This is a genomic window from Streptomyces sp. NPDC028907 (assembly GCF_055564995.1).
Genome location: NZ_JBVHVE010000002.1, coordinates 409996 through 429767, shown reverse-complemented (window position 1 = coordinate 429767; position 19772 = coordinate 409996). Strand labels below are relative to the sequence as shown.

The following is a 19772-nucleotide window of genomic DNA, read 5'->3' as shown; positions in this document are numbered from 1 at the left end:
GTGACGCAGACAACCGAAGCCTCCGCCGCCTCCGTCGACCAGTCCCCGCCGACGCCGGGTCGTCCCCGCATCCACCGCGCCTGGTTCGTCGCCGCCGTCGCCTTCGTGACCATCCTCGGCGCCGCCGCCTTCCGCTCCCTGCCGGGGTTGCTCATCGACCCGCTGCACGAGGAGTTCGGCTGGTCGCGCGGCACGATCGGTGCCGCCGTCTCCATCAACCTGGCCCTCTACGGCCTCACCGCCCCGTTCGCCGCCGCGCTGATGGACCGCTTCGGCATCCGGCGCGTGGTCGCCTTCGCGCTCGTCCTGATCGCGCTCGGCTCGGGCCTGACCGTGTGGATGACGGCGGCCTGGCAGTTGCTGCTGTGCTGGGGGCTGCTGGTGGGCCTCGGCACCGGCTCGATGGCGCTGGCCTTCGCCGCGACCGTCACCAACCGCTGGTTCACCGAGCGGCGCGGCCTGGTCACCGGCATCCTGACCGCCGCCTCGGCCTCCGGGCAGCTGATCTTCCTGCCCCTGATGGCCCTGATGGTCGACGACGGCGACTGGCGCCCGGCCGCCGTCACGGTCTCCCTCGCGGCCCTCGCGGTCGTCCCGTTCGTCCTGCTGCTGCTGCGCGACCACCCCGCCGACGTGGCCTTGAAGCCGTACGGCGCGAAGGAGTTCGTGCCCAAGCCGCCCCCGGTGCCGGGCGCCGCCCGCCGTGCCGTCACGGTCCTGCTGAAGGCGGCCCGCACCGGCCCCTTCTGGCTGCTCGCCGGCACCTTCGCCATCTGCGGTGCCTCCACCAACGGCCTCGTCCAGACCCACTTCGTGCCCGCCGCCCACGACCACGGCATGCCCGTCCCGGCCGCCGCCTCGCTGCTCGCGGTCATCGGTGTGTTCGACGTCATCGGCACGATCGCCTCCGGCTGGCTCACCGACCGCTTCGACGCGCGCCGTCTGCTCGCGGTCTACTACGCCCTGCGCGGGGTCTCGCTCCTGTTCCTGCCGATGCTGCTCGCGCCGAGCGTCCACCCGCCGATGCTCTTCTTCATCGTCTTCTACGGCCTCGACTGGGTCGCCACCGTCCCGCCCACCGTCGCCCTGTGCCGGGAGCAGTACGGCGAGGACAGCGCGATCGTCTTCGGCTGGGTACTCGCCTCCCACCAGGTCGGAGCCGCCCTGGTGGCCGTCCTCGGCGGGGTCGCGCGCGATGTCTTCGGCACGTACGACGTGGTCTGGTACGCGTCGGGCGCCCTGTGTGCGGCGGCGGCGCTGATGGCGCTGGTGATCCGGCGCCGGACGGCTCCGGTGGCGGTGGCGGTCTAGGGGGGCAGGGGAGCCCGGGGCCCCGAGACCGGGAAGCCTTGGAATCCGAGAAGCCTGGAATCCGAGAAGCCTGGGGACCTGTGGGCCTGCGGGCCCGAAACAGGGTCTAGAGGAACCGCCCTTTGTGGAACAGCAGCGGCGCCTCGTCCCCGTCGCTCGCCCCCAGCGCCTCCACCCGTCCCACGACGATGAGGTGGTCGCCGCCCGTGTGCACCGCGTGGATCGTGCAGTCGATCCACGCGAGCGTGCCCGCGAGGCGGGGCGAGCCGGACACGGGAGCCGCGTCGTAGGCGACCCCCGCGAACTTGTCCGCGCCGCTCACCGCGAAGGCACGGCACAACTCGCCCTGGTCCGCGCTCAGGACGTTCACGCAGAAGACGCCCGCGCGGGCGATGCGCGGCCATGTCGTCGACGTACGGCCGACCATGAAGGCGACCAAGGGCGGGTCGAGGGAGAGGGCGGAGAAGGACTGGCAGGCGAAACCGGCGGGGGCTGAGGCTGGGGCGGAGCCCGGGGCCGGGGCTGCGGCTGGGGTCGCTGTCGGGACGGGGGCCTGAGGGGCGTCGGTGGTTCCTGGTGCCGTGACAACGGCCACGCCCGTCGCGAAGTTCCCGAGCACCCGCCGGAACTCTGCCTGCCCGACCGGCGCCCGCTCGTCGTCGCCGACACAGCGCAACTCCGGTCTCGGCAGCGCCTGCACGGGCGGTGCGTCGGCCGACCTGAGGTAGCGAACGGCGGCTGCCGCCATCCCTGCGTGTCCCATCACACCGACCATTGAAGCTGACGGTTCGTCAGATTGGAAGGGTTGTGCGCCGTGTGTGCCGGGCACGGTCAGGAGGGAAGGCCGGGCTGGTCAAGCTGCTTGCGCGCGCTCACCGCCCCTGGTACTCGGCGCTCCTGCGCTCCACGAAACTTGCCACGCCCTCCCGTGCGTCCTGAGTCGTCATGTTGATCTCCTGCGCGGCCGCCTCCGCCGCGAAGGCGGTGGCGCGGTCGGTGTCGAGGGAGGCGTTGACGAGCTGCTTGGTGAGGGCGAGAGCGCGGGTCGGTCCGGTGGCGAGGCGCTCGGCCCAGGCGCGGGCCGTCTTGTCCAGCTCCCCGTCCGCGACGACACGGTTGACCAGCCCGAGCCGCTCCGCGTCCGCTGCGGTGAGCGCGTCGCCGAAGAACATCAGTTCCTTCGCCCGATGAGGGCCGATCAGGCGGGGCAGGAGATAGGCCCCGCCGCCGTCGGGGACGAGACCGCGGCGTACGAACACCTCGATGAACTTGGCCGATTCGGCGGCCAGTACGAGGTCGCAGGCGAACGCGAGATGTGCGCCGAGACCGGCCGCGGTGCCGTTCACCGCCGCGATCACCGGTTTCTCGCAGTCGAGAACGGCGGCGACGAGGCGCTGGGCCCCGAGCCGGATCGTGCGCGCCACGTCGCCCGGGACCCGGTCGCCGGCCCCCCGCTCGCCGGCTCCCCGCTCACCAGCCGCCGACTGCCCTCCTCCGCCGCCCCGCAGATCCGCCCCCGTGCAGAATCCGCGGCCCGTGCCGGTCAGGACGACGGCCCGGACGGCCGGGTCCGCGGAGGCGTCGGCGAGGAGTTGGATGATGCGTTCGCGCTGGTCAGGGGTGATGGCGTTGAGGGCTTCGGGGCGGTTGAGGGTGATGCGGCTGACCTGGTTGTCAGTGGCGTGCAGTACCAATGACTCAACGGAATTTCCGGACACACGGGGGGAACCAGACATGTTCACTTCATCGTCGGTACGCATCTCAGCGGCACACCACCAACGCGTCCAGCGCCACCGCGCCCTGCCCCCGCTCCAGCACCATCAGCGGATTGATGTCGAGCTCCGCGAGGTCGTCCCCGAGCTCCAGCACCATGCGCTGCACGCGCAGGACGACTTCCACGAGCGCGTCCAGATCCGCGGGGGGCCGCCCCCTGACCCCGTCGAGGAGGGCCCGCCCGCGCAGCTCGGCGCACATGTCCCGGGCCTGCTCCTCGCCGAAGGGCGGCACACGTACGGCGGTGTCGTGAAGGACCTCCACGAGCACCCCGCCGAGCCCGACCGTCACGGTCGGTCCGAACAGGTCGTCGTGCGCGGCGCCCACGACCATCTCGACGCCCCGCTCGACCATCTGGCAGACCAGGACGCCGTCCAGCGAGACGTCCTCGTAGCGGGCGATGTCGGTCAGCTCGCGGTAGGCGTCGCGGACCTGACTGGCGGACGTCAGCCCGATCTTGACCAGGCCGAGCTCGGTCTTGTGGGCGATGCGCGCGCCGGACGCCTTCATCACCACGGGGTAGCCCACCAGCCCCGCCGCCCGCACGGCCGCCGCCGCGCTGGTCACCAACTGCTCGCGCGGTACGCGGATTCCGTACGCCCGCAGCAGCTGCTTCGCCGCATGCTCGCTCAACTGCTCGCCCGGGCGAATCAACGCCTGCGCCTTGCGGAAGGACGGCGAAGGCGTGCGCGGGGCCTCGTCGAAGGGGGAGCGGTAGCCGGTGACGAAGCGATGGTGGTCGAGGTAGGCGCGGACGGCCGTGATGCAGTTGGCCACCGTGCGGAAGGTGGCCACGCGCGAGGAGCCGAGCAGGACCTCGCGGTACGCCGCCTCGGTGCCGACCGGCGACCCCCACACCACGCAGACCAGCTTGTCCGTCCGCTCGGCGGCGTCCACCAGGTCCTGGACGAGCCGGTCGCTGAGCGGCGGGAAAGGACCGGTGACCGGGCAGATCAGCACACCGACCGCGGGATCGTCGAGGATGGCGTCGATGATCTTCCGGCCGCGGTGGTCGCCGACCGGATGCCCGCCGTTGTCGACCGGGTTGGCCACGTTCAGGTACTCGGGTATCCACTGGTGCAGCTCGGCCTGCTTGGCCTCGGACAGCACCGGCAGCCGCAGTCCCGCCTCCGTGGCCAGGTCCGCGAAGTGCGCGCCCGTGCCGCCCGAGATCGAATAGACGACGACGCCGTCGGCGCGGGGCGGCCGTGCGCGGGCCAACAGGGCGGCGGTGTCCTGGAGTTCGTCCAGGCCGTCGACCCGGATCACGCCGTACTGCCGCATCGCCGCGTCCACCACCGCGTCGGCGCCGGTCAGCTTGCCGGTGTGTGAGGCGGCCGTGCGGGCACCGGTCTCGGTGCGGCCCACCTTGACGGCGACGACGGGCACCTTGCGGCGGGCGGCGCGGTCGGCGGCCAGCAGGAAGGAGCGGCCGTCCTTGAGGCCCTCCACGTAGCAGGCGATGGCGCCCACCTCGGGCCGTTCGGCGAAGTAGGAGATGAAGTCGGCGGTCTCCAGGTCGGCCTCGTTGCCGGTCGGCGCCCAGTGGGAGAGGCGGATGCCGAGCTCCTGGAGGGCGAAGACGGGACGGCCCTGGTGGCCGGACTGGGTGATGAGCGCGATGGCGGGCCCGTCCAGGTCCTCCCGGAACCGCTCGAAGGCGTTGAGGTTGGTGTTCGGCCCCAGCAGCCGCATCCCGGACCGTGCGACGGCGGCGGTGAGCCGGTCCTGCGCGGCGGCGCCCTCCTCGCCGGTCTCCGCGAACCCGGAAGCGAAGACGACGGCGAACTTCACCTTGGCCTCGGCCAGTTCCTCGATCACCGCAAGGGGGTCGGCGATCAGCAGCACGGCGAGATCGACCTGCTCGGGCAGGTCCGCGATGGAAGGACAGCAAGGGATGTCGAAGACGGACGGGCGGCTCGGATGCACCGGGTGGAGCCGGGCGCCGACCCGCTCCGACCAGGCGATCAGCTGACGGGTGACACCGGTGTTCGGCCGCCCCTCGGCGTCGGAGGCGCCGATCACGGCGACCGACTCCGGCCGGAAGAAGCGGTCCAGATCGGGGACGTCGCAGTACAGCGGACGGCCGCTGACATCGAGATCGTCGACATCGGCCGGCCGGCCGTGGACGGCGGGCCCGGGCTGTTCGCCACAGGCGATGACCCGGGCCCGGCGGGAGTCGGTGGTGAGGGTGCCGTGGGTTGATCCAAGCATCGGTCCGCCCGCTCCTGTGTGACAGCGATTAACTGACGCAGTGTCAGATTAAAGGAACTGACGTCGTGTCAGGAACGGCTGTGCAGGCAAAGTTGGCGGATCGGTGGCCTTGGCGGTGTTGGTGCTGATCGGGCGGCGCTGATCTGAAGGCGCTGATCGCAAGGCGCTGCCCTGTCGGCGTCGCTCACAGCACGGCCAGTACCTCCTTCGCCACCCGCTCGCCCGACCGCACCGCCCCGTCCATGAAGCCCATCCAGTACGTGGAGGTCTCCGTCCCCGCCCAGTGGATGCCGCCGACGGGAGTGCGCAGGGCGGGGCCGTACTGGGTGAGGACGCCGGGTGCGGCGATGGAGACGGGGCCGCCGCGGGTGTAGGTCTCGTTGTTCCAGCGTTGCAGGACGAAGGAGGTGGGGGAGGCCGCTTTCGCGCCGAAGTACGTCGCGTAGTCCTTCAGTACGGCCGCCCGGACCTCCGGCTCGCTCGCCGCGTCCAGCTTCCGGGCCTCGTCGGCCTCGATGAAGCCCATCAGGGCGCCGTAGGAAGCGTCGGGCGGGGAGTTGTCGAAGGTGGAACTGACCACACCGGTGTCGCTGACGACCTGGCCGTTGAGTCCGTCGGCACGCCAGAAAGGAGTGTCGTAGATCGCGATGGCCTTGCCGACCGAGGCCATCGGCAGACGCTGGGTCAGCTGGTCGCGGGAGGCCGGGAGCACGGGGTCATAGGTGATGCGGGCGGCGATCGGCGGGGGTACGGCGACGACGACCTTCTTGGCGGTGACGGTGACGCCGTCGGCCGTGACGACGTAGCCGCCGCCGGACCGGGCGATCGTGCGCACCGGGGCGCCCAGCACCACCCGGTCGCCGAGGGTGGCGGCGAGTTTGACCGGCACCAGCTGGGAGCCGCCGACGAAGCGCAGTTCCTGGGCGCCGTTCGCGGTCTCGGTGAGGCGTTCCAGGGTGCCGGGGTTGGCGGAGTTGCCGGCGGCGGCGATGTAGAAGAGGACGAACAGGAAGGAGAGTTCGCGGGGTTCGGCCGAGAAGATCGAGGTGCAGGCCACGTCGAAGAGGAACTTGGCCGAGGGGATGACGGCGTTGGCGCGCAGCCAGGTCTCGAAGGTCTGCCGGTCCCATTCGTCGGCCTTCGCCGCGGTCCAGGGCGCGTCGACCGGGATCTGCTTGGCCAGGTCGTCGAGCGTGGCCTGCACGATCGCGGCGTTGGCGAGTCCGGCCGCGTCGATGGGTGGCACGGCGCCGAGGATGCCGTCGGTGGCGTAGGGGGTCTTCTTGCCGTCCTTGTAGAGGAGGTTGTCGCCGGTGTTGTAGGTGGCGAAGGTCTGCACGCCGAGGGAGTCGGCGAGGGCCTTGATGCGGTCCTGGGTGGGGCCGATGAACTCGCCGCCACCTTCAGTGACGCCGCCGTTCGCCAGGTCCAGCCCGACGACCCGGCCGCCCACGCGGTCGCGGGCCTCCAGGACGACGACCGACTTGCCGGCGGCGGCCAGATCGCGGGCCGCGGTGAGGCCGGCGAGACCGGCGCCGACGATCGCGACGTCGACCTGGCGGGTGGCCGCCGAGGCGGTACCGGCACCGGTCGCGGTGAAGGTGGCGGCACCGGCCGCGGCGGCTGCGCCGCCGAGGAGGGAGCGCCGGGAGAGCCGGGGGGTTCGGGGGAACTGTCGTTCGCTTGCCACGTGCGTCCTCCGTCAGGGCGAGAGGGGGTGGAGCAGAAAAGTTGAACAGTGCTCACATTCTGGCCCCGTGCGGCGGCGCGGTACAGCTCTCCCGTCACAACTGACCCGCGAGTAACAGGAGATCTACGTAAGAGAGTTGAGGGTGTCTACGTCACCGGCAGGCGGGAGACCCGTCGGCTGCCGTCGCGGGCGATGGCCTTCGCGATCTTCTGGGCGTCGATCGCCATTTCGCGGAGGTTGCCGCTGATGGGGTTGGTGTAGCCGGTGAAGTAGAGGCCGAGTGCGTCGGCGGGGGTCCGGGTGCCCTGGGTGACGGGCTTGCCGTGTGCGTCGAGTACGCCGAGGTGGCCGATGAGGTCTTCGAGCCCGCGGGCGTATCCGGTCGCCGCGATGACGGTGTCCGGGGAGACGCGGCTGCCGTCGGCGAGGATCACCTTGTCGTCCTCGAAGCCGTCGACGGCGGCCACTATCTCGACGCGACCCTTGCGTACGGCGTCGATGAGGCCGACGTCGAGGACCGGGATCGCGCCTTCCTTGACCCGGCTGTAGAGACCGGTGTCGGGGCGCGGCAGTCCGTGGGACGACAGGTCCGGCACGCTGAGCTTGGCGACGGGCTTGGCGAGCCGGTCGACGAGGCCGACCGGGAGACGCCGTACGAGGATGCTGGTGCGCTGGGCGGGCCAGCCGGCGGTGGAGCGGCGGACGATGTGCGGGGTCGTGCGGACGGCCAGCCGCACTCGCGAGGCTCCGCCCTCCACCAGGTCCACCGCGATCTCGGCGCCGGTGTTGCCGACGCCGACGACCAGGACGTCGCGGCCGGCGTAGGGCGCCGGGTTGCGGTACTCGCCCGCGTGCAGGAGTTCGCCGGTGTAGCCGGCGCGGCCGGGCCAGTCCGGGATACGCGGGGTGTGGTTGTGGCCGGTGGCCACCACGACCGCGGCGCCGGTCAGTTCACGACCGCCGGTCGCGCGCAGCAGCCAGCCGAAGCCGTCCGGCGCGGGCTCGACGCGGGAGACCTCGACGCCGGTGACGATCTCCAGGTCGTGGTACTCGGCGTACTTCTCCAGATAGCGCACGACGTCGTCCCGTGACACCCAGCGCCCGAACCGACGCGGCATGGGAAGCCCGGGCAGCCCCGACAGCCGCCGGGTGGTGTGCAGATGGAGTCGGTCGTAGTGCCCCCGCCAGGATGCGCCGACCTTGTCCGACTTCTCCAGCACGACAGCCCGCAGCCCCTGGGTCCGCAGCGCGTGTGCGACGGAGAGCCCGCCCGGGCCGCCCCCGATGACGTAGACGGGGCGGTCCGTGGGGGTCGGGGACGCTGTGGAGTCGGCCATGTTCGGGAGCGTAATCACGCAGCCGGTTGATGGGTCTCGGTCAAGCCCGGAATTGGTTGCGGATCGATCACGGCTGTAGGAGGCGTGGGTGGGATCCGTGGCGTAGGGCTCGTGGTTGTGGGGGTGAGGTGGAGGGGCGGCGTGGTGACCGGGGGCGTGGCGGCTGAGGGCCGGTGGCTCTGGCCGTGGCTGTGGATGCGTGGCTGCCATAGGGGGTCTCTGGCGTGGCTTCAAGGCAGGGCGACAGGGCCTGGCACTTCAGCTGCAGATCGCGATCTTCATGTCCGCCGGCCCCTCGGCATCGAGCAAGTGACCTCAGGTGGTGGGGCAGAGGCACTGTCAGATGTGGGCGCTGAAGTAGGCGGCGGCAGCGTCGATGAAGCGGTCGTGTGCGGCCCGTGCGTTCTCCCGCGCTGCGGTGAGCTCCTCGATGCTCGTGGCGGCATCGACCATGTCGTAGGTGGCGACGACCATTTCCTTTGCCGCGGCGTGGACAGCCGGGTCGGGCACGAGGAGCCGCAGCGCAACCAGAGGGCGGGTGATGGCGGAGCGGGTGATATGGGACTTGGCTCGCAGTTCTTCGAGCTCATCGTTGCCGGCGCCGCGCAGCCGAGCCTCCCCACGCATCCACAGGGCCCGGCGGTGGTCGGAGCCGACGGAGGCGAGTGTGGTCACCGCGTCGAGCCGGTCGCGGCGCAACTGCTCGGCGGCGGCTGCGCGCTCGGCACGGCCGGCCGCCAGGTGTTGGAACGTGCCGGTGACGATCGATCCGAGGAGCGTCCCGATGACGGCAACGAGAGTGGTGATCACGATCTGCTTTCCTGGTCGGGCGTCTGGCCCCCGGGCCGGTGCGAAAACGGGTGCGGCCACCGTTGCTCATCGTGAGTCGTGTGGACTGACGATGGGACGGTGGCCGCAGGTCACAGCATGGATTCCGCAAGGTCACAGCCACCTAGGCGGGAAGCTGGCGCTGGTACGTCCCCGGCGCGACGACCACCGCGCGGGTCGTGTCGGCCGGAGGCGCCGCCGCCCTGAAGCAGCTGCCGGGTTCCGGCTCCTGAGCAGGAGATCGTCTGGCCGGCCAGTCGCTGTGGCGGCGCCGCGCCTTGGCCCGGGCCGGCCGTCAGCTGAAGGGGACCGCCTCGGTCGGGGCCGTGTGCCAGTTGGTGACGATCGGCTTGTCGACGGTGATGGTGTCGACCGGGAGGGACTCGGGGTCGGGGTCGTCGTTGCCGACGGCGACGATGATGCTGTCGAGTTCCTTGCCGCCGTCGGTGTTGGTGGTCTTCGGATTGACGCCGGCGTAGGCGGTGGTGCTTCCGCTGAGCTTGATCTGCTCGCCGACGGCCTGTTCGGCGGGGCCGGCCTCGGTGCCGTCGGATCCGAAGGCGACGGTCGGCAGGGCGGCGGGCAGGTAGCAGGTGATGCCCGGCTTCGCCTTCGCGGAGATCAGGATGTAGCCGCCGGCCTGGGTCTCGGACCTGGTGCTCCAGGAGATGTCGTTGGCGCCGCAGACCTGCTCGACCGGCTCGCGCTTGCCGTTGCCGGTGTCCGCGCCGGAGCCGGAAGCGGAGTCGGAACCAGAGCCGGAACTGGAGCCCGAGGCCGACGTGTCCTCGGCTTCCTTGCCCGTCCCGGCGGAGCCCTTGCCGGTGCCCGCGGTCGACCCGCCGGACGAGGTGGCGGACTGCGAACCCTGCGTGGCGGCGCCGGTGTCTGCGGCCTTGTCCGTGTCCTGGCATGCCGTCATCAGCATGGCGCCGCCCACGAGGGCTGCGGAGACGAGTATGGCCTTGCGACGGGTGCCGGACATGAGATCCCCCTGGTCGGTCATCAGTGGTCGTGGTCGAAGCGGTCGGCTTCTCGGTGCTTGCTTGATCACTATGAGGAGCCTGAGAGCCGAGAGGATCCCGGCGTCTTCGTTCCAGGACAACGCTGTCACCGGCTGGTGACACGAACTCCGTCGCGGAGGGGGCGGTAACTGGTCAGTTCTGCTCGGGTAGTTCAGTCGTGAGAACGATGGGGACGATGTGGGTCTCGCCGCCGAACTCGGGCACAGCGCGACGCCGAGCCCGGACTCCTGACGTGTGCCGGGCCCGGCTTCGTATGGGCGGTGGCCGGAGTTGTGACGGGAAACCGGCACCGCGCGTCTCGGGGTCGTCCTTGCTTGCCGGGTCGTCCGTCGGGCCTTCCCCTTGCCCTGGTAACCGCTGATTTTGGCGATCCACGCGATGAAGTCACCCGGGGCCGAGTTCGCCCCATGGCCCTCGTCCCAGTAGTAGAGGTGGCTCACCTCGTCCCCCAGCCCGTTGGCGGCGGCGGCGAGGTTGGCGGAGACCGTGTGGGACGTGTCGGAGTCGTTGGTGCCGAGGCGGATCCACCAGTGCTTGGTGCGGTGCGGGTTGGGCTTCTCGGCGAGGCCGAAGAGGTTGTTCTCGCCGGTCGACAGGTCGACAGGTCGAAGGCGTCGAAGGCCGGAGTGGTCTTCTCGCGGGCGCCCACGTGGGTGAGGAAGTCGGCCCAGGAGAAGGCCTTGCCGCCGGACCAGGTGATGAAGGTGTTCTTGGCCAGGTACGACGTGCGGTCCGCGTCCGACAGGGGCGCGAGGTACTGCGACGCCGACGGCTCCAGGTACTGCTCGACCAGGTACTCGTCGAGGTTGCGGGCGGTGAGAGTGCCGAAGCCGCCGAGGCCCTTCAGGCGCAGCGACGCCTGGTACTCGGCGAACTGCGACCGCAGCTCCTTCGACAGCGTCTGGCCGACCTGTGAACCCAGCCGGAGGGCGGACAAGATTGCCAACAATCCGCGGGACTCATCGCGGATGCACAGGCGATTGTCAGGCCCCGCTTATCTGACGTACCGTCAGATCCATGGACGCGATCTGGCTCACAGGTGCGGAATGGCTGGCCGTGCTCCGGATAGGCCTCGGGCTGTGGTGGCTGGAGAGCTGGCGGCACAAGGACAAGAAGAGCTGGTTCGAGGGCGCGGGGATCTCCTGGGCGGCGGACGTGGCGGCCAAGCACCGCTGGAACGCCGTACGCTCCGGCTTCGATGTCGTCGTGGCACCGCGGCCGCGGACGATGGCGTACGTCGTCCTGTACGCGGAGCTGGCCCTCGGGCTCGGACTCGTCCTCGGGTTCCTGACCCCGATCGCCCTCGTCGGCGGGTTGCTGCTCAACGTCCTCTACTTCACCCTCATGATCCACGACTGGGGCGAGCAGGGACAGAACTCGATGATGGCGCTGATCTCGCTGGTCGCGCTGTTCGGGATGTCCTGGCAGTCGTGGTCGGTGGACAGCGCGCTGGGGCTGTTCGGATGAGCGGGCCGCGGTTCGACCTCCCGGAGGCCGACGCCTTCACGCGTACGTACTGGGACGCGGCGGCCGAAGGGCGGCTGCTGGTGCGCCGCTGCCGGACCTGCGGGCGGGCCCACCACTACCCCCGCGAGTTCTGCCCGCACTGCTGGAGCGAGGACGTCGACTGGGAGCCCGCGACCGGCCGCGCCACCCTCTACACCTGGTCCGTCGTACACCGCAACGACCTGCCGCCCTTCGGCGAACGGACGCCGTACGTGGCCGCGGTCGTCGACCTCGCCGAAGGGCCGCGGATGATGACCGAGGTGGTGGAGTGCGGGGACGGCGGGCGGCTGCGGGCCGGGATGGAGCTGGAGGTCGTCTTCCGTGGCGGGGTTCCGGTGTTCCGGGCGCGTGGGGCGCGTGGGTGACCCGGGCGGGTTTCCATGACCGGGTGAACCAGGGGGAGCCTCGTGAACCAGGGTGCCGACCCGGGCGTCAACCTGTGGGCCCCTGCCGCCGTGAACTCCTGTACCTCCAACACCCGCCTGAGAGTGGGGTCTTGTGTCGGCTTGGTGTCCACGGCGGAAAAGGGTGCACAGCCGCCCACGGGGCGCGGGATCATGAGGTATGCGCCCGGACGACTGGTACTGCACCCAGGATCTCAGCGGCTTCCTCTCCCACGCCGGAGGCTTCCTGCGCTCACGCCCCGATCTGCACACCGTCGCCCTGACGGTGACCGAGACGCTGCGCACCGGCGGACTGCGTGCGTACGGCGACGAGGCGCCGGTCTTCGGCGCGCTGGAGGTGGGCGGACAGGTGCGCGCGGCCTACTTCCGCACCCCGCCCTACCGGCTCAACGTCACGCCGCTCACCCCCGACGAGGCCGAGTCCCTCGCCGCCCACCTGGTCGCCCTCGGCCACTCGGTCCCCGGCGTCATAGCGGTCCGGGAGACCGCCGAGGCCTTCTGCGCCGCCTGGCGCCGTCTCGCGGGCGGCCGGGCCACGGTCAGCCAGCGCCAGCGCCTGTACCGGCTCGGCAACCTGACCGTCCCGCAGCCCCTCCCGCGAGGCCGGGCCCGGGTCGCCGGCAAGGAGGACCGGGAGCAACTGACACGCTGGTACGGCGAGTTCATCGAGGCCGTCGGCGACCACGCCGCCCGCGACGCCGCCGCCTGGGCCGACTCGCGGATCTCCTACGGCGGCGTCACCCTCTGGGAGGGCGAGGACGGCACCCCGCTGGCCATGGCCGGGGTGACCCCGGTGGTCGCCGGCCAGGTCCGGGTGGCCCCCGTCTACACCCCGGCCGCGCTGCGTGGCCGCGGCTACGCGGGCGCGGTCACCGCCCAGGTCAGCCGGGCGGTGCTCAGCTCCGGGGTGCGCGAGGTGCTGCTCTTCACGGACCTCGCCAACCAGACCAGCAACAGCCTCTACCAGCGCATCGGGTACCGGCCGGTGGCCGACTTCACGGCGTACGACTTCCGCGGGACCCGGGGCTTCCCGAGCCGGACCTAGGCCGTGTCCGCCGGTGCCCGAAATGCACCGCCGGGGCGGTGTGATCCGTACGCGCTATTGTGCATCTGCAATCTGTTCGAAGAGTGCTCGCGGGTACGGGGAAAAGTAGGTCTCAGGGTGTCCGATCTGGGGAGGACCATCGCCAACCGGTACCGGCTGGTGGAGCGCGTCGGCCGTGGCGGCATGGGCACCGTGTGGCGGGCCGAGGACGAACTGCTCAACCGGCACGTCGCCCTCAAGAAGCTGCACGTCCCGCCCCATCTGCACGACGACGAGGTGCAGCGGCTTTACGAGCGCACTCGGCGTGAGGCACGCAGCGCGGCCCGGATCTCCCACCCCCATGTGATCGTCGTGCACGACGTCGTCGACGACGAGGGCCTGCCGTGCATCGTCATGGAGTACGTCCCCTCCGTCACGCTCGGCGACCTCCTGAAGCGGCGGGGGGCGCTGCCACCGGGCGAGGCGGCCCGGATCGGCCGGGCCATGGCCGCCGCGCTGCGCGCCGCGCACGACGCGGGTGTGCTGCACCGGGACGTCAAGCCCGCCAACGTGCTGCTCGGGGACGACGGCCGGATCGTCCTCACCGACTTCGGGATCGCGGTGGAGTCCGGCACACCGTCCCTGACCAGGACCGGGGAACTGGTCGGCTCGATCCAGTACCTCGCGCCGGAACGCCTGCGCACCGGGATCGCCGAGCCCGGCCCCGCCTGCGACCTGTGGTCGCTCGGAGCGACGCTGTACGAGGCGGTCGAGGGACGGCCCGCGTTCCGCCGGGACACCGCGATCGAGACGGCGTACGCCATCGCCGCCGACCCGCACGACGCCCCGCGCCGTGCCGGGGCCCTGGCCCCGGTGATCGAGGGACTGCTGGAGAAGGACCCCGACCAGCGCATGAGCGCGCGCCAGGCCGAGCACCTGCTGAGCCGTGCGGCCGACCAGGCGACCCTCCCGCTCGACCCGCCCACGCGACCGGAGCGGGCGGGCTCCGCGGTGGCCACGGAGCCGCGGCGGCGGCGTGGTCGCCGCACCGCGGTGTGGATCGCCGCGGTGCTGGTGGTCGCCGGCGCCGTGACGGGCGGCGTACTGCTGCGGCCCGGGGGCGACGGTACGTCCCGTTCGCCCTCCGCGTCCGGTGCCTCCGGCAGCTCTCCGGAGCCGAGTGCCTCCCCGCCGCCGGTCCCCGTCGGCTACCACCTCGTGGAGGCGGGCCAGGGCTTCTCCGTGCCCGTACCGAACGGCTGGAAGCCCGAGAAGACGCCCACCGGAGAAGTCGCCTACGTCGACCCGTCCGGGCTCGTGGGCCTGAGGGTCCAGGAGGTCGAGTTCGCGGGGTCCGATCCGCTCCAGCACTGGCGGGACACCGAAGAGGCCCAGACGCGCCGCGACAACGCGGACTACGAGCGGGTCAGGATGAGCCGTACGGAGTTCCGGGGACGGGCCGCGGGATACTGGGAGTTCACCTTCCAGGGCCGGGTGCGTGGGTACCGGGGGGTCGAGCTGGCCATCAGCGGTGCCGACAACGCCCAGTACACCGTCTACCTCTCGGCGCCGAGCGCACAGTGGAACGAGTACCGGCCGATCTTCGACACGGCCGTCAACGGGATCCGCCTCCACGACTAGGGCCAGAGCAGCCCCTTCGCCCACCCCGCCTCCGTACGCCGGTAGCCGAGCCGTACGTGCCGTCGTCGGGCGTCCCCCTGGAAGAACTCCACCTCGTCGGGGCGCAGGTGGTAGAGCGTCCAGGTCGGTACGGGGGCGTCGGGCTCGCGCCGGGCCCGCTCCCAGGCCGACTCGGACGCGTGCGCCAACTCCTCCAGCGAGCCGAGGACCTGGCTCTGGCGCCCGGTCAGCGCGGCCGCGAGCGCGCCGGTCGAGCGGGCGTGCAGATCGGCCTGTCCCTCCTGGGCCGGGGCCGCCGTCACCGGGCCCCGCACGCGCACCTGGCGGCCCTGGGCCGGCCAGTAGAAGCCGAGGGCCGCGTACGGGCGGGTCGTGAGCTGACGGCCCTTGCGGCTGTCGAGGTGCGTCGCGAAGGACCAGCCGGACGCGTCGGCGCCGTGCAGCATGACGGTCCGTACGTCCGGCAGCCCCTCGGCGTCGGCCGTGGCGAGGGACATGGTGTGCGGTTCCACCTGCCCGGCCGTGACCGCCTGCGCGAACCAGGCCGTGAACAGGGCGAGCGGATCGGCGGGCGCGGTGGCCGGGTCGAAGTCCGGCAACTCGGTGACCGCCGGGTCCCACACCCGCAGCGACCTCAGCAGTTCATGAAGATCAGGGCCGCGATGTGCCCGCTGGTGCAGATCAGGCTCGGGGAGATCTCTTTCCATGCCCCGATTGTCACGTGCGGGCGCGGCCGGCCCACGCTCAGTCCCTGCCCAGCACCACCGTCCCCGACGAGCAGAACCACCCCCCGGTCGCCGACGCCACCCCCAGCCGGGGCAGCTCCCCGTCGCGCCGCCCCCGCACCTGCCGCTCCCCGCCCTCGCCCCGCAGCTGCCGCACCGCCTCCACGAGCAGGAACAGTCCCCGCATCCCGGGGTGCTGGGCCGACAGCCCGCCCCCGTCCGTGTTGACCGGCAGTTCCCCGCCCCGCACCAGCAGCCGCCCCTTCTCCACGAACGCCCCGCCCTCGCCCTTCCCGCAGAAGCCGAGGTCCTCCAGCGTCACCAGGGTCATATAGGTGAAGGCGTCGTAGATCTCGGCGAAGTCGATCTCCTCCGGCCGCACCCCGGCCCGCTCGAAGGCGAGCCGTCCGCTGACCGCCGCCGGGCCCGTCGTGAAGTCCGGCCACTCGGACATCGCGGCGTGCGAGACGTGCTCCCCGGTGCCGAGCACCCAGACCGGGGCCGTACGGCAGTCCCGTACGAACTCCTCGGCGGCCAGCAGCACCGCCGCGCCGCCGTCGGAGCGGATGCAGCAGTGCAGCTTGGTGAAGGGGTCGGCGATCATCGGCCCCGCGAGGACGTCGTCGACCGTGATCGGGTCGCGGAACATCGCCTCGGGGTTCAGGGCCGCGTTGGCCCGGGCCTGGACCGCGACCGCCGCCAACTGCTCGATGGTGGTGCCGTGTTCGATCATGTGGCGGCGGGCGGCCATGGCGTACTTGGCGATGAGCGTGTGGCCGTAGGGGACCTCGAACTGCAGGGGCCCCCGGGCGCCGAAGGACAGGTCGCCCGTCCGCCGCCCCGCCCTGATGTCGGCGCGGGCGGTGGAGCCGTAGACGAGGAGTACGGCGTTCGCGTGCCCCCGCGCTATCGCGTCCGCCGCGTGGGCCGCCATGACCTCCCAGGTGGCGCCGCCGACGGAGGTGGAGTCGACCCAGGTGGGGCGCAGGCCCAGGTACTCGGCGACCTCGACGGGGGCGAGGGTGCCGAGTCCGGCGGAGGCGAAGCCGTCCACCAGCTCCCGGCCCAGCCCGGCGTCGGCGAGGGCGCGGCGGGCCGCCTGGGCGTGCAGGGCGTACGGGGTGGCGTCGTCCACCCGGCCGCAGTCGGCGAGGGCGACGCCGACCGCGGCGACTTTCCGGCTCGCGGGAGTCATGAGAGGCGGCCTCCAACCTCTGGGCATCTCGTTGCGACCCTCCTAATATGACGGCCCGTCAGATCTGGAGGAAGGGCCTCTGGAGGGAAGAGCCGGAGGGAAGACCCATGGACGCCAGCTTCACCCCCGAGCAGGACGAGATCCGGCGCACCCTCCGCGAGCTGCTCCACAGCCGCTGCGGCCCGCACGAGCTGCGCGCGGCCGTCGACACCCCCGCCGGACACGACCCGGCCCTGTGGACCGCCCTCGCCGAACAGCTCGGCCTGCCCGGACTCGCCCTCCCCGAGGCCTACGGCGGCGTCGGCTGCTCGGCGACCGAACTCGCCCTCGCCTGTGAGGAGGCGGGGCGCTTCCTGGCCCCCTCCCCGCTGCTCGCCACCGCCGTCCTCGCCGCACCCCTGATCGCCGCCCTCGGCACCGACGCCCAGCGCACCGCCCTGCTGCCCCGCCTCGCCTCCGGCACGCTCACCGCCACCCTCGCCGTCCCCGGCCCGGCCCTCGCCACCGCCCTCGCCCTGACCGGCGACAACGACGGCGACTGGGCCGGCGGCGGCCGCGCCGGCGGCGTGCAGGCACGACGGGCCGAGGGTGGCTGGCGGCTGTACGGGCAGGTCGACCAGGTGCTGGACGGCCACAGCGCGAACCTGCTGCTGGTCGCCGCACACGCCGGGGGCTTCGCCCGGTCGAGGACGCTGCTGTTCCTGGTGTCGGAAGAGGCGGCGGGCGTCGTACGAACCCGGCAGACCGCCCTGGACGCCACCCGGCCGCAGGGGCGACTCCAACTCCGGGATGTCGAGGCCGAGTTGCTGGGGGAGGAGGGCGCTGACGTGCTGGCCGCGCTGGCAGCCGTGGGCCAACTGACCGCCGCCGTACTGGCCTGCGAGGCAGTGGGCGCAGCCGACCGCACACTGGAGCGGACGGTGCAGTACGTCAAGCAGCGAGAGCAGTTCGGAAGGCCGATCGGCTCCTTCCAGGCAGTGAAGCACAGGCTGGCGGACATTTACGTGGCAGTGCAGGCCGCAAGATCGGCGGCTTATTACGCAGCCTGGGCTGCAACGCCCTCAAGGGACGCGGGGCTCTGTCGATATGCGGCTGCGCCGCGGGGCGCGACCAGCTCCGACGAACCCGCAGCCGCCCAACAACCCATAGCGGCACCCTCAGAGGCGCGCCTGGCCCTCGCGCAATCGCTGGAAGCGCTCCGCACCGCCTCCGCCGAAGGCATCCAGTTCCACGGCGGCATCGGTTTCACCTGGGAGCACGAGGCTCACCTGTACTTCAAGCGGGCCGCGGGCGACGAGCTGCTCTTCGGGCCGGTGCACCGGCTGCGGGCGCACGCCGCCGACGCGGCCAGGCTCTTCGACGCCCAGGAGGTGGCGGTGTGATCGGCGTGCCGGTGGTCGTGCGAGCGGTGCAGAAGGTGTCCTCGACGCGCGGCTTCGCCAAGGTGGCCCCGCATGTCATCCCGGTGCTCGACCGCGCCGTGCACCGGCTCACGCGCGGAAAGGTGCTGCTCAGTGCCCAGATGCTGCCCGGCGTGATCCTGACCTCCACCGGAGCCCGCAGCGGACAGGCACGCCGTACGCCGCTCGCCTGTATGCCCGAGGACGACGGCCGCTCCTGGCTTCTCGTCGGCTCCAACTTCGGCCGCCCCGGCCACCCCGCCTGGACCCACAACCTCCTCGCCCATCCCGACGCCGAGGTCAGCTGGAAGGGCCGCGACATCCCGGTCACGGCCCGGCTGCTGGAGGGGGAGGAGCGGGCGGCGGCGTGGAAGGCGGCGCTGGGCTTCTGGCCGCCGTATGCGACGTATCAGGCACGGGTGGAGCGGGAGATACGGCTCTTCAGGGTCGTCCGGCGGCCCTAGCACCGCTTGCGTATCAGAGCGTGGCCAGGCGCTGGACCAGCAGAAACGCGCCGATTCCCAGCATCGCCGCCCCGGACGTGCGGGCGACGGCGCGGGCCGCCGCCGGGCGGGCGCCGAGGACCGCGCGGGCCGCGAGGCCCACCCCCAGATAGACGGCGGCGCAGCACGCCATGTGGAGCAGGCCGAACACGGTGGTCTGGGCGGGGACCGGCAGATGGTCGCCCTTCGTCACCAGGAACTGCGGCAGCACGGACAGGTAGAGCAGCAGGCCCTTGGGGTTCAGGCCGCTGATCGTGGCACCGCGCAGAAAGGCCCGGGCCGGGCTCGCTGCCACGGTCTCCTCGGCCGCCCCCGGCGTGCCGGGCCGGCGGAGCACGCCCCAGCCCAGCCACACCAGATACGCGGCGCCCGCGGCCGTCAGCGCGGTGAGCAGCCCCGGCTCGCTCGCGACCAGCACGGCGAGCCCGGCGGCCGCGAGGACCGTGTGCAGCGCGTATCCGGTGACCAGGCCTGCCACCGCCGTCACCGGGGAGCGGTCGCGCAGCCCGGCGGAGATCGCGTACGCCCAGTCGGCGCCCGGCACGCAGACGAGGAGCAGGTCGATGGCGAGGAAGGAGAGGAGCAGTCCGGAGTCCATGGTGGCGACATTAGGTGGGAATGGCTCGAAAGTGTTGTCGAAGTTTGCCCATGATCGGCCCTTGTGAGGGAAGATCTGCCCCATGGACGACGTGGACAGAAAGATTCTTGCCGAGCTCCAGCAGGACGGGCGGCTGACCGTGACCGAGCTGGCCGCGCGGGTGCGGCTCAGCGTCTCGCCGTGCCACCGGCGGCTGCGGGAGCTGGAGCGGGCCGGTGCCATCAGCGGGTACCGGGCCGTCGTGGAGCCGGCCGCCGTCGGGCTGAACTTCGAGGCGCTGGTCTTCGTCTCCATGCGCCAGGAGGACCGGGACACGGTCGCCGAGTTCGAGCGGGCGCTCGCGGACATCCCCCATGTGCTGGACGCGCAGCGGCTGTTCGGCGAGCCCGACTATCTGCTGCGGGTGGCCACCGCCGACCTCGCCGCCTTCCAGGGGCTGTACGACGAGCGGCTCGCGACCCTGCCGGGGGTGCAGCGCCTCACCTCGACGCTGGTGATGAAGCACGTGGTGCGGGACCGGCCCCTGCCCGCTTAGGGCAGGACCGGCCGCGGCCCGCACCGGGTGAGCGGCGCATGCTGCGGTGTGTGGCCCAAGTGC

19 protein-coding genes are annotated in these 19772 nt (G+C 71.9%); 8 read left to right on the top strand and 11 right to left on the bottom strand.

Features of this window, described 5'->3' with window-relative positions:
* Entirely contained in the window at nucleotides 1-1311 is a 1311-nt protein-coding gene (locus ACZ4UU_RS06370; protein WP_468036981.1) for an MFS transporter, read from the top strand.
* A 106-nt stretch (nucleotides 1312-1417) separates the two neighbouring features.
* On the opposite strand, the gene ACZ4UU_RS06365 is transcribed toward ACZ4UU_RS06370, so the two are convergent.
* From ACZ4UU_RS06365 to ACZ4UU_RS06330, 8 genes are all read right to left on the bottom strand, one after another.
* Complete coding sequence (locus ACZ4UU_RS06365) at nucleotides 1418-2074, bottom strand: flavin reductase family protein (protein WP_468036979.1); 657 nt, start codon at nucleotides 2072-2074, stop codon at nucleotides 1418-1420.
* Nucleotides 2075-2183: 109 nt separating this feature from the next.
* Complete coding sequence (locus tag ACZ4UU_RS06360; protein ID WP_468036977.1) at nucleotides 2184-3047, bottom strand: enoyl-CoA hydratase/isomerase family protein; 864 nt, start codon at nucleotides 3045-3047, stop codon at nucleotides 2184-2186.
* Between the two features lie 25 nt (nucleotides 3048-3072).
* A complete protein-coding gene (locus ACZ4UU_RS06355; protein ID WP_468036975.1) occupies nucleotides 3073-5298 on the bottom strand; it encodes an acetate--CoA ligase family protein in 2226 nt (741 codons plus the stop codon).
* 184 nt (nucleotides 5299-5482) lie between these two features.
* Complete coding sequence (locus ACZ4UU_RS06350) at nucleotides 5483-6988, bottom strand: flavin monoamine oxidase family protein (RefSeq protein ID WP_468036973.1); 1506 nt, start codon at nucleotides 6986-6988, stop codon at nucleotides 5483-5485.
* 146 nt (nucleotides 6989-7134) lie between these two features.
* Nucleotides 7135-8325 (bottom strand): flavin-containing monooxygenase, encoded by a 1191-nt coding sequence (locus ACZ4UU_RS06345; protein WP_468036971.1) that lies wholly within the window; start codon nucleotides 8323-8325, stop codon nucleotides 7135-7137.
* Nucleotides 8326-8664: 339 nt separating this feature from the next.
* The gene (locus tag ACZ4UU_RS06340; protein WP_468036969.1) at nucleotides 8665-9135 is read right to left on the bottom strand and encodes a hypothetical protein; all 471 of its coding nucleotides are present in this window, start codon (nucleotides 9133-9135) and stop codon (nucleotides 8665-8667) included.
* A gap of 313 nt (nucleotides 9136-9448) precedes the next feature.
* Entirely contained in the window at nucleotides 9449-10138 is a 690-nt protein-coding gene (locus ACZ4UU_RS06335; protein WP_468036968.1) for a DUF4232 domain-containing protein, read from the bottom strand.
* A 476-nt stretch (nucleotides 10139-10614) separates the two neighbouring features.
* Nucleotides 10615-11115, bottom strand: a complete 501-nt coding sequence (locus ACZ4UU_RS06330; protein WP_468036966.1) for a hypothetical protein — start codon at nucleotides 11113-11115, stop codon at nucleotides 10615-10617.
* A gap of 80 nt (nucleotides 11116-11195) precedes the next feature.
* Here ACZ4UU_RS06330 and ACZ4UU_RS06325 point away from each other — a divergent pair, with 80 nt between their 5' ends.
* The 4 genes from ACZ4UU_RS06325 (at nucleotide 11196) to ACZ4UU_RS06310 (ending at nucleotide 14753) form a co-directional block, all read left to right on the top strand.
* Nucleotides 11196-11645 (top strand): DoxX family protein, encoded by a 450-nt coding sequence (locus ACZ4UU_RS06325; protein ID WP_468036965.1) that lies wholly within the window; start codon nucleotides 11196-11198, stop codon nucleotides 11643-11645.
* Nucleotides 11642-12049, top strand: coding sequence for a Zn-ribbon domain-containing OB-fold protein (locus ACZ4UU_RS06320; protein WP_468036963.1), 408 nt, complete (start codon nucleotides 11642-11644; stop codon nucleotides 12047-12049). Before ACZ4UU_RS06325 ends, ACZ4UU_RS06320 begins: the two co-directional genes overlap by 4 nt.
* 199 nt (nucleotides 12050-12248) lie before the next feature.
* Nucleotides 12249-13133 (top strand): GNAT family N-acetyltransferase, encoded by an 885-nt coding sequence (locus ACZ4UU_RS06315; RefSeq protein WP_468036961.1) that lies wholly within the window; start codon nucleotides 12249-12251, stop codon nucleotides 13131-13133.
* A 117-nt stretch (nucleotides 13134-13250) separates the two neighbouring features.
* Entirely contained in the window at nucleotides 13251-14753 is a 1503-nt protein-coding gene (locus ACZ4UU_RS06310) for a serine/threonine-protein kinase (RefSeq protein ID WP_468036959.1), read from the top strand.
* Here ACZ4UU_RS06310 and ACZ4UU_RS06305 read toward each other — a convergent pair.
* Both ACZ4UU_RS06305 and ACZ4UU_RS06300 read right to left on the bottom strand, forming a co-directional pair.
* Nucleotides 14750-15460 carry a pyridoxine/pyridoxamine 5'-phosphate oxidase gene (locus ACZ4UU_RS06305; RefSeq protein WP_468036957.1) on the bottom strand — a complete coding sequence of 237 codons (711 nt, stop codon included), beginning with the start codon at nucleotides 15458-15460 and terminating at the stop codon, nucleotides 14750-14752. The genes ACZ4UU_RS06310 and ACZ4UU_RS06305 overlap by 4 nt on opposite strands.
* Nucleotides 15461-15497: 37 nt before the next feature.
* On the bottom strand, nucleotides 15498-16673 hold the full coding sequence (locus tag ACZ4UU_RS06300) for a thiolase C-terminal domain-containing protein (RefSeq protein WP_468036955.1): 1176 nt from the start codon (nucleotides 16671-16673) through the stop codon (nucleotides 15498-15500).
* A 107-nt stretch (nucleotides 16674-16780) separates the two neighbouring features.
* Between ACZ4UU_RS06300 and ACZ4UU_RS06295 the strand changes: the two genes are divergently transcribed.
* A complete protein-coding gene (locus ACZ4UU_RS06295; protein WP_468036953.1) occupies nucleotides 16781-18055 on the top strand; it encodes an acyl-CoA dehydrogenase family protein in 1275 nt (424 codons plus the stop codon).
* Complete coding sequence (locus tag ACZ4UU_RS06290) at nucleotides 18052-18537, top strand: nitroreductase family deazaflavin-dependent oxidoreductase (protein ID WP_468036951.1); 486 nt, start codon at nucleotides 18052-18054, stop codon at nucleotides 18535-18537. Before ACZ4UU_RS06295 ends, ACZ4UU_RS06290 begins: the two co-directional genes overlap by 4 nt.
* Before the next feature lie 13 nt (nucleotides 18538-18550).
* Here ACZ4UU_RS06290 and ACZ4UU_RS06285 read toward each other — a convergent pair whose 3' ends face one another.
* Nucleotides 18551-19174 carry a LysE family translocator gene (locus ACZ4UU_RS06285; protein ID WP_468036949.1) on the bottom strand — a complete coding sequence of 208 codons (624 nt, stop codon included), beginning with the start codon at nucleotides 19172-19174 and terminating at the stop codon, nucleotides 18551-18553.
* Between the two features lie 82 nt (nucleotides 19175-19256).
* Between ACZ4UU_RS06285 and ACZ4UU_RS06280 the strand changes: the two genes are divergently transcribed.
* Nucleotides 19257-19709, top strand: a complete 453-nt coding sequence (locus tag ACZ4UU_RS06280) for an Lrp/AsnC family transcriptional regulator (protein ID WP_062722382.1) — start codon at nucleotides 19257-19259, stop codon at nucleotides 19707-19709.
* Nucleotides 19710-19772 lie beyond the last annotated feature (63 nt).